Annotated in this window: 10 protein-coding genes and 3 pseudogenes; 6 read left to right on the top strand and 7 right to left on the bottom strand. The window is 69.5% G+C overall.

What is annotated here, in order from left to right; translation table 11 throughout:
* The 3 genes and pseudogenes from KBA23_RS01885 to KBA23_RS01875 form a co-directional block, all read right to left on the bottom strand.
* Nucleotides 1–319, bottom strand: a pseudogene (locus tag KBA23_RS01885) (hypothetical protein); the annotation flags it as partial.
* A 321-nt stretch (nucleotides 320–640) separates the two neighbouring features.
* Nucleotides 641–1,489 carry a patatin-like phospholipase family protein gene (locus KBA23_RS01880; protein WP_290736100.1) on the bottom strand — a complete coding sequence of 283 codons (849 nt, stop codon included), beginning with the start codon at nucleotides 1,487–1,489 and terminating at the stop codon, nucleotides 641–643.
* A gap of 56 nt (nucleotides 1,490–1,545) precedes the next feature.
* The gene (locus KBA23_RS01875; protein ID WP_290736097.1) at nucleotides 1,546–2,259 is read right to left on the bottom strand and encodes an RNA polymerase sigma factor; all 714 of its coding nucleotides are present in this window, start codon (nucleotides 2,257–2,259) and stop codon (nucleotides 1,546–1,548) included.
* Nucleotides 2,260–2,472: 213 nt separating this feature from the next.
* Between KBA23_RS01875 and KBA23_RS01870 the strand changes: the two genes are divergently transcribed.
* The 3 genes and pseudogenes from KBA23_RS01870 to KBA23_RS01860 form a co-directional block, all read left to right on the top strand.
* Entirely contained in the window at nucleotides 2,473–2,892 is a 420-nt protein-coding gene (locus KBA23_RS01870) for a hypothetical protein (RefSeq protein WP_290736094.1), read from the top strand.
* Nucleotides 2,889–3,419 (top strand): plastocyanin/azurin family copper-binding protein, encoded by a 531-nt coding sequence (locus tag KBA23_RS01865; RefSeq protein WP_290736091.1) that lies wholly within the window; start codon nucleotides 2,889–2,891, stop codon nucleotides 3,417–3,419. The genes KBA23_RS01870 and KBA23_RS01865 overlap by 4 nt, the downstream gene beginning before the upstream one ends.
* 242 nt (nucleotides 3,420–3,661) lie before the next feature.
* Nucleotides 3,662–3,791 (top strand): annotated as a pseudogene (locus KBA23_RS01860) (DDE-type integrase/transposase/recombinase); the annotation flags it as partial.
* Between the two features lie 35 nt (nucleotides 3,792–3,826).
* On the opposite strand, the pseudogene KBA23_RS01855 reads toward KBA23_RS01860, so the two are convergent.
* Together KBA23_RS01855 and KBA23_RS16815 are read right to left on the bottom strand one after the other, a co-directional pair.
* A pseudogene (locus KBA23_RS01855) lies at nucleotides 3,827–4,168 on the bottom strand (helix-turn-helix domain-containing protein); the annotation flags it as partial.
* A 248-nt stretch (nucleotides 4,169–4,416) separates the two neighbouring features.
* Nucleotides 4,417–4,509 (bottom strand): winged helix-turn-helix domain-containing protein, encoded by a 93-nt coding sequence (locus KBA23_RS16815; protein WP_366935288.1) that lies wholly within the window; start codon nucleotides 4,507–4,509, stop codon nucleotides 4,417–4,419.
* A 261-nt stretch (nucleotides 4,510–4,770) separates the two neighbouring features.
* Here KBA23_RS16815 and KBA23_RS01850 point away from each other — a divergent pair, with 261 nt between their 5' ends.
* A complete protein-coding gene (locus KBA23_RS01850; RefSeq protein WP_290736088.1) occupies nucleotides 4,771–5,238 on the top strand; it encodes a hypothetical protein in 468 nt (155 codons plus the stop codon).
* 66 nt (nucleotides 5,239–5,304) lie between these two features.
* Nucleotides 5,305–6,843, top strand: a complete 1,539-nt coding sequence (locus KBA23_RS01845) for a calcium-binding protein (RefSeq protein ID WP_290736085.1) — start codon at nucleotides 5,305–5,307, stop codon at nucleotides 6,841–6,843.
* 115 nt (nucleotides 6,844–6,958) lie between these two features.
* On the opposite strand, the gene lipA is transcribed toward KBA23_RS01845, so the two are convergent.
* Both lipA and KBA23_RS01835 read right to left on the bottom strand, forming a co-directional pair.
* Nucleotides 6,959–7,915 (bottom strand): lipoyl synthase, encoded by a 957-nt coding sequence (gene lipA, locus KBA23_RS01840; protein WP_290736082.1) that lies wholly within the window; start codon nucleotides 7,913–7,915, stop codon nucleotides 6,959–6,961.
* 25 nt (nucleotides 7,916–7,940) lie between these two features.
* Nucleotides 7,941–8,894, bottom strand: a complete 954-nt coding sequence (locus tag KBA23_RS01835; protein WP_290736079.1) for a LysR substrate-binding domain-containing protein — start codon at nucleotides 8,892–8,894, stop codon at nucleotides 7,941–7,943.
* A gap of 148 nt (nucleotides 8,895–9,042) precedes the next feature.
* Here KBA23_RS01835 and katG point away from each other — a divergent pair, with 148 nt between their 5' ends.
* The gene (gene katG / locus KBA23_RS01830) at nucleotides 9,043–11,271 is read left to right on the top strand and encodes a catalase/peroxidase HPI (RefSeq protein WP_290736076.1); all 2,229 of its coding nucleotides are present in this window, start codon (nucleotides 9,043–9,045) and stop codon (nucleotides 11,269–11,271) included.
* Nucleotides 11,272–11,329 lie beyond the last annotated feature (58 nt).

The raw sequence follows: 11,329 nt of genomic DNA, 5'->3' as shown, positions 1-11,329 counted from the left end.
GTTCCTCGATGTTGACCGCCTTCAGCCCGCCCGGCATCGGCAGCTCTGCCAGTCCGGGTGCGAGCCGTTCATAGCCGGCGCCGAGCTGCTTCTTCCATTCGTCGAGCACCCCCACGACCTTGCCCATCGCATCAAGCTGCACCGCGATGTTCAGGGTCTGGTGCTGCAGGATGACCGCACGTTCCACGACATCGGGAACGTGGACCTCGCGCCCGATCTGGTCGGTCACGACGCGATCGGCCCAGGCGGGCATGGCAAGCGTCAGCCCGGCAAGCGTCAGTGAGACCTTCAGTGCAGCGATGAAACGAGGTTGGATCATGGGCGGTTCTCCGGTGCAGGAACGGTCTGTCGCGCCGTGGTTGGGACGGATTCGTTATATTCGATTGAATATAGCTGGCATGGAGCCTGCGCAATCCTGCGGATTCCGCTGCCCGGCCACTCTCTGGAACAGACCACTTCACCAAGCGACGGGACGGCAGGCTGCGTGGAGCCTTGCATTCAAGCAGGTCTGCCCGAGCAATCTTGCCGGAATGCGATGTGCCGCCAACGGTGAAGAACTTGTGCGACAGTGGCCAAAGTCGACCGCATGCCAGCCGCAACTCGGCACCCCCTCGGCAGGACGGTCGATGTTTCGTCCGGATCAGTGATGGTGATGCGCGGCCAGTTCACTGGCGCGGGAGGGGCGGGTCAGGCCGCCGGCAGCGATCCATGCCGCTGTCCCGCTGTGCGCCCGCGCGACCAGCCGGTGCGCGGCGGTGAAATCATAGGGTGAGACCGCCAGGGGGCAGAGCGTCGGGGCCAGATGCGCGGTCGCGCCTGCGGGCATGGTCTCGATCTCGTGCATCAACTGCCAGGCGATCAGCAGGGTCACTGCGTGCAGCACGCGGGCAATGGCGCCCTGCGGCGGCGTGGTCAGGGTGCAGGCATAGCCAGTCGGCAGCACGATGATCCGCGTGGCCCCGAGCCCGACCGCCATGTGCAGCGGCGTGTTGGCGGCAATCGCGCCATCCATCAGTTGGCGGGCGCCGATGGTGACCGGCGGAAAGATCCCCGGCACCGCCGCGCTGGCCAGGATCGCCTCGATCACCGGCCCCGACGACAGCCGCACCGCAAGGCCCTGCTGGTCGGTCGCCATCACATGCAGCGGCAGGCGCGCGTCCTCGATCCGGGCAAAGGGGATGCGGGTTTCCAGCAGGCGCCGCAGCGGCGCTGGGTCGACGATGCTGCTCGAGCGGCGCAAAACTCCCAGGACCCGGGTCAGCGAGAAGGGAAAGACGTCCGACCGACGCAGCCCGCACCAGATTTCGGCAAGGCGTTCCACCCCGGCCTGATCGGGCGCGCCGGTGAAATAGGCCGCATTGAGCGCCCCGACCGATGAGCCGATGACGAAATCGGGCCTCACGCCCGCCGCAGTCAGCGCCATCAGCATGCCGACCTGCACCGCACCCAAGCTGCCGCCGCCCGCCAGCACGAAGGCCGTGACCGCCATTGTCTGCCCTCCCCCTCGCGGACCTTTGGCCTGCCGGTTTCGCGGCCGCGGTCAGCTCAGTCCTTGCGCCAGAACCCCTCGGCCCGCACCCGCGCCATGACGTTCGCCACGATCCGGTCGCAGCGCGCGCCGGCAAAGCCGAAGACGCTGCCCAAGGCCATGTCGAACTCTTGCGCCAGACTTTCGCGCAAGAGTGACCGCGCGCGGAAATATCGCGTCCGCACCGTGGCGGCGGGGATCGCCAGCGCCTCGGCCACCTCCTCGACGCTCATCTCCTCGATGGCACGCAGCACGAAGACGCTGCGGAACGCCTCGGGCAGAAGGTCGATGCGCGCCTCGACGATGGCGCGAAGCTGCGCCCGGTCGACCGTCTGTTCCGGGCCACGGTCGGGCGGATCGACCAGGGCCGAAAGGGTGTCGTTGTCGGACGAGGTCATCGCCACCTCCAGCGGAATGATCTGCGCGCCCTTGCGCCGCAACCGGCCAAGCGCCTCGTTGGCGGTGATGCGGACCAGCCAGGTCGAAAGGCCGCTTTCGCCGCGAAAGCCGGGGAACGCGCGCCAGGCGTGCAGCCAGGCCTCCTGCACGGCGTCCTCGGCCTCGGCATCGCTGCGCAGGATGCCGCGTGCGGTGCGGAACAGGCGCTGGTTGTGGCGCCGCATGATCGCCTCGAAGGCGGCTGTGTCACCGTTTGCTGCGCGCTGCACCAAGCCCGCGTCCGGGGCTTCGGCGGGGCGGCGGGGCGGCGTCGGTTGCGTGATCTTGTGCATCTTCACTCCCCATCGTTCGGATGGCTGTCGGGCGGATCCCGCGCCTGATCATTGGATGCGGCGATGGCCCGTCGCGTTCCCGGCCGGTTGCAGTTTCCATCATGCGCCCTCCCGCCCCGACCCGGCCAGACCCGGGGAACGTTTTTTCGCGATGCCGCATCCAATGGTTCGAGGCCCGGTGAAAGGGTCTCTCCATCTCCGAAAGGAAACCCCGTGAAACTCCTGTCGTCCCTCCTGGCCGCAGCGTCGCTGTCGGTCGCCGCCCCCGCCTTTGCCCATGACGAAGGCGCGCCGGCTTCTGCGCCCCCGGGCGCACCCTATGTGCAGGTCAGCGAGGCGCTGCCGCTGCCGGCCTTCATTCCCGGGCTCGGCACCCTGTTCGTCGAGCCCGCCCGGCTGCCGGCCGGCCCCTTCCTGGCCTATGACCACGACGGCAAGCTGTCGGCCACGATCTACATGGTCCCGCTGGAGGATCTCGAGAACGGCGTCTCCTTCGACGGGCTGACGGTCGGGGCGCACGATGTCAGCAGCGTCGACATCTACTACAACGCAGGTCACCCCGGCGTCGAAAAACCCCATGCGCATGTCGTGCTCTATCACGACGAAGGCGCCAAGGGACGGCTGGCGAAATGAGCGCCACTCGCCGCCAGCTTCTGGCCATCGGGGGCGGCCTTGGCGCCGCCCTCGTCCTTGGCCCGCGCCGCCTGCTGGCGGCGCCGGTCGAGGCAATCGAGATGCGCGGCAGCGCGCGGGGCGAGCGGATCTGGTTCGCGCCGCGCGGGCTGGCCGTCGCTCGGGGAACCACGGTTCACTTCGTCAACCGTGATCCGGGCAACAGCCATACCTCGACCGCCTATCACCCCGACAACTACGACCGCCTGCGCCGCATCCCCGCCGCCGCGCGGCCTTGGGACACCGGGTTCCTGCTGCCGGGCGAATCCGCCGAGATCGTGCTGGATGTGCCGGGGGTCTACGACTTCTACTGCATCCCGCACGAGATGGCGGCAATGGTCGGCCGCATCGTCGTCGGCCGCTCCGAAGACCCCGGCTGGGAAGGTCCGGCCCCCGATAGCGAAGATGTCATGCCCGAAGCGCTGGCCGCCCTGCCGCCGGTCGAGGACATCCTTGCCCGGGGAAGGATCGACGACGGGGCCGGGTGATCCCGGCGCCTGGCCGGACCGGGCCAGCGGGTCGCCAGGCGCCAGGCGCATGGCCACCGAAGCGCAGCCGCGGCGTAGGCAGGCACGCAACCAGCGATGCGCCCGATCGCCGTCCATCCGCGGATGCCAGAGCCCGTCCGCCTCATCCGCCATGCCACACTCCGGAAGATCATCGCAATGACGACGATAACCGAACCGGACCCGTGTGACTCGCGCCGTTTGATTCACAGGCTCTGAGCGGGCTGCGGCTAGATCGTCCGGGTCGGGTCTGGTGTGCCGACACCACCTACCTGCCGATGTGTCGGGGCTTCCTCTATCTGGTCGCCGTGATGGATTGGTTCACGCAAGGTTCTGGCCTCGCGCATCTCGAACGTAACCGGGCGCTCAGCACCCGGGGGCCGCGGCTTCAGCCGCCTGTAGCCCTGCCGGTTCAGGATCCGCCCGACCTGGCGCTCCGACAGCGCCACATCGAAGCGATCCGCGGCCACGCCCTTGAGGTCGACGCAGCGCCAGCGCACCACCCCGTCCACCGCTATGTCCGGCCCGGTCTCGACGATCGCCGCCAGCTCCGCCACCTGCGCGGGCGAGAGCCGCGGCCGTCGCCCCGGTCGCGGCCGGTCGACGAGCCCCGCGATCCCCTCGGCATTATAGCGATGCACCCAGTCCCGCAGCGTCTGGCGGTCCATCCCGCCGCTCTTCGCCGCCGTCGTCCGGTCCACCCCCTCCATCACCAGCGCGATTACCAGCATCCGCCGCGCCTGTGCCGGGCTCGCCGCCCGACACGCCAGCCGGCGCAGGTCCGCCGCCGTATGCTCCCTCCGCTCGATCTCGATGGCCATGCCCGTTCCCTCGCTGCCTCGACGAGAGAAACCACGTCCGACAACGTATGGGAATCCCTCACGAGTCAGAAGATCTGGCGGCTGGTGTCAGAACCGATCAGCAGGTGCAGGCAGTAGCTCAAATGAGCCGGAAATCTGTCCAAGGGTCGGGGAGTAGCTCAATATAGCTCCTGCGCTTGCGCGTCGCTGCCCGGATGCCGCGGCCGCGCCGACAGCTGCGTGAAGCCGAGCCGGTGCAGGATTGCTCCCATGCTTCGCTCGGTAGGCACTGGAATCAAAGGGATAAGCCGTCCGGAGTGATTTCCTGTGCGAAGGCCTATCCCCTTCAGTCCGGAGCCCCAACATGTGGTGGCCGGGCTTGCCCGGAAGCCGGTGGAAGCGCGGCCGAGACGCTTGCGCGAAGCGATCGATTCGGGCTATGTTGTGCTCGTTGGAGTTGCGGCGGTTCTCGCCGGTTTCAGGATTGCTTCGCCGGCTTTTCCGGCAGTCCCAAAGTAAAAGGCGCCTCGACCATGCTTCAGCGGCATGCGGATCTGCGCGCGCTCCGCGTCGTGACCGGGATCGCTCCCGACGCGGCCTTCGGCCGGGCCTGCGCGCATCTGATGACCTGCCCGGCCTTCGCCCGGGCGCCGTTCGGCCACATCGCCCGGGCGCTGGCCGGCCAGGTGAACCGCGGCCACTATGCCTTCGCGCTGCGCGGCCCGGCGACGGTCGGCTTCGCCGGCTGGGCGCTGGCGACCGAGCCGGTCGCCGAGGCCTGGCTCCGCGACGAGCGCGGGTTCGGCGAGGGCGACGCGGGGCAGGGCGACTGTCTCGTCCTGAACTTCTGGCAGGCCGACGCGCCCGAGGTCTCGCGGCTCCTCATCGACCACATGGCGGCCGCCCTGCCGGGCGTGCGCCGCCTCTACGCCAAACGCCATTACCCGGACGGCCGCATCCGGCCGGTCCGGCTCGGTTTCGAACGAAGGGAGAGAGAATAGACGGGGCCTGGCCCCGCGAGGACGCGATGCCTGCCGTAACCGTATGTAACCAGTGAGGTATCTGCCATGACCATCGTGAACGCAGCCGCGGCGACAGAGGCCGTCTTCATCACTCTCGGGAGCAACCAGTTCAGCTTCGCCGGCCGCGACCCGGCCGGACCCAACTCCGGGACAACCAGCTACTCCTGGCTGACCACCGGTGGCGACGACATCCACGTGACGGGCTCCGGGATCAATACCGCGGCCAGTCCGGCCACGCAGGGCGTCGCGACGACGATCAACGTCGACCTCTCCAACACCAACGTCAACGACGTCGTGATCTCGGGAATCACCCGGCCGAACGCCTTCGGTCCGGTGATCAACAATGCGCGCATGTCGGTGATCACCTCCGGCGCGACGAACTTCTTCAACGAGGTGCTGGCGCTCGACGACACCATGACGGGCAGCGCCTTCAACGACTCCTTCAAGGCCGGCGGCGGCGCCGACACGCTGAACATGGGCGGCGGCGCCGACACCGCCTGGGGCGGCGACGGCGACGACGAGCTGAACGGCTCGACTGGCGATGACTCGCTCTACGGCGAGGCCGGGGCCGACGAGTTGAACGGCGGCTCGAACAACGATCTCCTGAACGGCGGGACCGGGGCCGACGACATGGACGGCGGCACCGGCAACGACGTCTACGTCGTCGACAACGCGGGCGACAGCGCGAGCGAGTCCCCGTTCGTGATCTTCGGCGGCGGCATCGACCGCGTCGACTCGAGCGTCAACCACACGCTCAGCGCCAACATGGAGAACCTGACGCTGACCGGCGCGGCCCCGATCAACGGCACGGGCAACGCCCGCGCCAACGTCATCAACGGCAACGGCGCGAACAACACGCTGATGGGCCTCGGGGCCAACGACACGCTGAACGCGGGCGGCGGCAACGACTTCCTCGACGGCGGAACCGGGGCCGACGTGATGAACGGCAGCACCGGCAACGACAACTACGTCGTGGACAATCCGGGCGACGTCGTGATCGACAGCGCCGGAACCGACACGGTGCGGAGCTCGATCAGCTACGCGCTCGGGGCCACGATCGAGAACCTGACGCTGACCGGCGCGGCCCCGATCAACGGCACCGGCAACGGGCTTGGCAACGTCATCGTCGGCAACGGTGCGAACAACATCCTGCTCGGGCTCGGCGGCGTGGACACCATCCGCGGCGGCGGTGGCGCCGACACGATCAGCGGCGACGCCGCCGCTGACGTCTTCGACTATGACTTCGTCACCGACTCGGGCCCGGGGGCGGCGGCGCGCGACGTGATCACGGGCTTCGACGGCGCGGGCGTCGCTGGGGGCGACGTGATCAACCTCGCGACGATCGACGCCAACCAGCTCGCCGCCGCGCCCGGCAACCAGACCTTCGCCTTCCTCGGCTGGATCCAGGCGCCGAACCCGCCGGCCACTGCGCCGGGCTCGGTCTGGCTGCGCAACGAGGCCGGCGGCGAAACCGTGGTCTACGCCAACGTCGACGCCGACAACGCGCCAGAGATGGCGATCCGGATCGCCGACGGCGCCGGCGTCACCGCGGGGATGTATATCCCCACCGACTTCGTGCTCTGAGCCGGGCCGCGCAGGGTGGGTGTCACCCACCCTGCGGAAGATCCGGGCGAAACGGGATCAGCTTGTGTAGGGTGGGTGAATCACCCACCCTACACTACGGACAGCGGGACGTGGGTCAGGCCTGCCCGAGCCTTGCCAGCCGGGCGGCGCGCAGGCGTTCGAAGTCCGAGCCGGCGTGATAGCTCGACCGGGTGAGCGGCGTGGCCGAGACCATCAGGAAGCCCTTGCCCCAGGCCGCCTTTTCGTAGCCGGAGAACTCCTCGGGGGTCACGAAATGCCGCACGGCGTGGTGCTTCGGCGTCGGCTGGAGGTACTGGCCGACGGTCAGGAAATCCACGTCGGCCGCGCGCAGGTCGTCCATGACCTGAAGCACCGCTTGCCGGTCCTCGCCGAGGCCGACCATGATCCCGGACTTGGTGAACGCCGCGGGATCGAGTTCCTTCACCCGTTGCAGCAGCCGGAGCGAGTGGAAGTAGCGGGCGCCGGGACGGACCTCGGGATAGAGGCCGGGCACGGTCTCGAGGTTGTGGTTGAAGACGTCGGGGCGCGCCTCGACCACCGCCTCGAGCGCCGAGGGCGGGCAGCGCAGGAAATCCGGCGTCAGCACCTCGATCGTGGTTGCCGGGTTCTTTCGGCGCACGGCGCGGATGGTCTGGGCGATGTGCTCCGCGCCGCCGTCGTCGAGGTCGTCGCGATCGACCGAGGTGATGACGACATGGTTCAGCCCGAGCTTCTCGACCGCGACGGCGACCCGCAGCGGCTCGAAGGCGTCGAGCGCGTCGGGGCGGCCGGTGGCGACGTTGCAGAACGTGCAGCCGCGGGTGCAGATCTCGCCCATGATCATCATGGTGGCGTGACCCTGGGACCAGCACTCGCCGACGTTCGGGCAGCCCGCCTCCTCGCAGACGGTGACGAGGCGGTTGTCGCGCAGGATGTCGCGGGTGCGCTTGTAGCCGTCGGAGGTCGGGGCCTTGACCCGGATCCACTCCGGCTTGCGCAGGAGCGGCGCATCGGGGCGGTGCGCCTTCTCGGGGTGGCGCTGGGTCCTGTCGCTCAGGTCTCGCTCGGCCATGGGATCCTCCCCTTTCCGTCCGTCCTTACCGCGACGTCGCCGCGGCGCCAAGCTCCGGCGCCGCAACGGCCGCGTGGGCGATCTCGTCGCGACCGGCGCGCGCGAGAATTCGCGTCAGCTCCGCGAACCAGCCGTCGTCCTGCGACTGGGATCGGCGGGCAAGCCCGATCGTTCGCCGCGGCTCCGGCCCGGCGAAGCGCGCGAGCGCCAGCCGCGGCGCCGCCGCCGTCTCGATCCGCACGGCGAGTTCCGGAACCAGCGTCAGCCCGAACCCTTCCTCCGCCAGCCGGCACAGCGTCGAAAGGCTGGACGCGCGCAGGTTTAGCGGCGCGTCGTCGGGCGCGAGCGCGCAGGCGTCGACCGCCTGATCCGCGAGGCAGTGTCCGTCGTCGAGCAGCAAGAGCCGCTCCGCCGCCATGGCCCGCGGGTCGATGCCGCCACGGCCGAACTCCGCCACCTGCCCGGCCGAGCCGGCGAGGAGAAAGCGGTCCTCGAAGAGCGGCTGCTCGACGAGGTCGGGCGCTCCGGCGGGCAGCGCCATGACAGCGGCGTCGAGTTCCCCCCGGCGCAACTCCTCGACCAGGGCGCGCGTCTGCGCCTCGCGCACCCCGAGGTCGAGCGTCGGATTGCGGCTGCGCAGGAGCGGCAGCGCCGCCGGCAGCAGGTAGGGCGCCACCGTCGGGATGACGCCGAGCCGCAGCCGCCCCCCGAGCCCGCGCTGCCAGCGCGCCACCTGGGTCAGGTCGGAGATCTCGTCCATCACCCGCCGCGCCCGGCGCAGGATCTCGCGCCCCGCCGGCGTCAGCACCACCTCCCGTGCCCGTCGCTCGACGAGCTGGGCCCCGAGCGTCGCCTCCAGCTCGCGGATCTGCACCGAAAGCGCCGGCTGGCTGACGTTCACCGCCGCCGCGGCGCGGCCGAAATGCCCCTCCTCGGCGAGGGAGATCAGGTAGCGAAGCTGGCGCAGGGTGATCTCCATTAGATTTGATTATCAGTTTTGCAAGGAAATGCAATTTCCCCTTATCGGATTCCGCTGCTACCCGTCGAGCCAGTCAGGAACGGTTCCGATCCGGCTTCCCCGCGCGGGACCGGCGCGGATGCGCACTCAGGCGGGGAGGTGTGGAATTATGGACGCCAAGGTCGAGGACAGGGCGGGCGGCTGCCCGGTGGCCCATGCGACGGTCGGGTCGAATGCGACGTTGCGGTCGAGCCGCGACTGGTGGCCGAACCAGCTCAACCTCCGCATCCTTCACCAGAACAGCGCCGCCGCGAGCCCGATGGGCGTGGATTTCGACTATGCCGAGGCGTTCCGCGGGCTGGACTATGACGGCCTGAAGCGGGATCTCACCGCGCTGATGACCGACAGCCAGCCGTGGTGGCCGGCGGATTTCGGCCATTACGGCGGGCTCTTCATCCGCATGGCCTGGCACGCGGCCGGCACCTACCGCACCGGCGACGGCCGCGGCGGCGCAGGTCGCGGGCAGCAGCGGTTCGCGCCGCTGAACTCCTGGCCCGACAACGTCAACCTCGACAAGGCCCGCCGCCTGCTCTGGCCGATCAAGCAGAAATACGGCGACGCGATCTCCTGGGCCGACCTGATCGTGCTGACGGGCAACGTCGCGCTCGAGTCGATGGGCTTTAAGACCTTCGGCTTCGCCGGCGGCCGCGTCGACACCTGGGAGCCCGAGGAGGACGTCTACTGGGGCGGCGAGACCGAGTGGCTGGCGCTCAGCAACAGCCCCGACAACCGCAACAGCCGCTATTCCGGCGAGCGCGATCTCGAGAACCCGCTCGCTGCGGTGCAGATGGGTCTCATCTACGTCAATCCCGAGGGGCCGGACGGCAATCCCGACCCGCTCGCCGCGGCGCGCGACATCCGCGAGACGTTCAAGCGCATGGCGATGGACGACGAGGAGACCGTCGCGCTGATCGCCGGCGGCCACACTTTCGGCAAGACCCACGGCGCCGGCGACGCCGCTCTGGTCGGGCCGGAGCCCGAGGCGGCGCCGCTCGAGGCGATGGGCCTCGGCTGGGCGAGCAGCCACGGCACGGGCGTCGGCGCGGACGCGATCGGCTCCGGTCTCGAGGTGATCTGGACCTCGACGCCGACGCGCTGGACCAACAACTTCTTCTGGAACCTGTTCGGCTACGACTGGGAGCTGACCAGGAGCCCCGCCGGCGCGCATCAGTGGCGGCCGACGAACGGCGCCGGCGCGAACTCGGTGCCCGATCCGTTCGACAAGACCAGGCGCCGGGCGCCGGCGATGCTGACCACCGACATCTCGCTCCGTGCCGACCCCGACTACGAGCGGATCTCGCGGCGTTTCTTCGAGAACCCGGACCTTTTTGCCGACGCCTTCGCGCGGGCCTGGTTCAAGCTGACCCACCGCGACATGGGCCCGAAGTCGCGCTACCTCGGCCCGGAGGTTCCCGCCGAGGATCTGATCTGGCAGGATCCGCTGCCGACGGTGGATCACCCGCTGGTCGACGAGGCCGACGTCGCCAACCTCAAGGCCGAGATCCTCGATTCCGGGCTCTCGATCTCGCAGCTCGTGTCGACGGCCTGGGCGTCGGCCTCGACCTTCCGCGGTTCGGACAAGCGCGGCGGCGCCAACGGCGCGCGGATCCGGCTCGCGCCGCAGAAGGACTGGGACGTGAACCAGCCCGAGGCGCTGGCGCCGGTCCTCGCGCAGCTCGAGGCCATCAGGCAGCGATTCGAGGAGGGCCGCCGCGACGGCAAGAAGGTCTCGCTCGCCGACCTGATCGTGCTCGGCGGCGCGGCAGCCATCGAACTCGCCGCGAAGAAGGCGGGCCACGACCTCGAGGTTCCCTTCGTTCCGGGCCGCACCGACGCGACGCAGGAGCAGACTGACATCGAGTCCTTCGATCAGCTCGAACCGGCGGCCGACGGCTTTCGCAACTACCTGAAGAAGCAGTACGCGATCACCGCGGAGGCGCTCCTCGTCGACAAGGCGCAGCTCCTGACGCTCTCGGCCCCGGAGATGACCGTCCTCGTCGGCGGCCTGCGGGTCCTCGGGGCGAACCACGGCGGCTCGCATCACGGCGCCTTTACCGACCGGCCGGAGACGCTGACGAACGACTTCTTCGTCAACCTGCTCGACATGGGCGTGCGCTGGGCGCCGCTGTCGGCGGCCGAGGACGTCTACGAGGGGCGCGACCGCGCGACGGGCGAGCCGAAATGGACGGCGACCCGGGTCGATCTCGTCTTTGGCTCGAACTCGCAGCTTCGCGCGCTCGCCGAGGCCTATGGCGGGGCGGACCAGCGGCGTTTCCTCCGCGATTTCGTCGCCGCATGGAACAGGGTAATGAACGCCGACCGCTTCGACCTCGCCTGAGCCGTCTCCGCGCCGCCCGTCGTCCCCACCGGCGGAGCGGGCGCGGGAGCCCGGAGCG

Origin of the sequence: Amaricoccus sp. (assembly GCF_017995835.1) — a bacterium.
Classification (GTDB): domain Bacteria; phylum Pseudomonadota; class Alphaproteobacteria; order Rhodobacterales; family Rhodobacteraceae; genus Amaricoccus.
This window is presented reverse-complemented; position numbering and strand designations above follow the sequence as displayed.

What these genes read in the sequence shown, in the direction of transcription:
- KBA23_RS01880 (WP_290736100.1), bottom strand. Translation starts at nt 1,489, where the DNA reads ATGGCGGTCACGGCCTTCGTGCTGGCGGGCGGCGGCAGCTTGGGTGCG.
- KBA23_RS01875 (WP_290736097.1), bottom strand. Translation starts at nt 2,259, where the DNA reads ATGCACAAGATCACGCAACCGACGCCGCCCCGCCGCCCCGCCGAAGCC.
- KBA23_RS01865 (WP_290736091.1), top strand. Translation starts at nt 2,889, where the DNA reads ATGAGCGCCACTCGCCGCCAGCTTCTGGCCATCGGGGGCGGCCTTGGC.
- KBA23_RS16815 (WP_366935288.1), bottom strand. Translation starts at nt 4,509, where the DNA reads ATGGGAGCAATCCTGCACCGGCTCGGCTTCACGCAGCTGTCGGCGCGG.
- KBA23_RS01850 (WP_290736088.1), top strand. Translation starts at nt 4,771, where the DNA reads ATGCTTCAGCGGCATGCGGATCTGCGCGCGCTCCGCGTCGTGACCGGG.
- KBA23_RS01845 (WP_290736085.1), top strand. Translation starts at nt 5,305, where the DNA reads ATGACCATCGTGAACGCAGCCGCGGCGACAGAGGCCGTCTTCATCACT.
- lipA (WP_290736082.1), bottom strand. Translation starts at nt 7,915, where the DNA reads ATGGCCGAGCGAGACCTGAGCGACAGGACCCAGCGCCACCCCGAGAAG.
- KBA23_RS01835 (WP_290736079.1), bottom strand. Translation starts at nt 8,894, where the DNA reads ATGGAGATCACCCTGCGCCAGCTTCGCTACCTGATCTCCCTCGCCGAG.
- katG (WP_290736076.1), top strand. Translation starts at nt 9,043, where the DNA reads ATGGACGCCAAGGTCGAGGACAGGGCGGGCGGCTGCCCGGTGGCCCAT.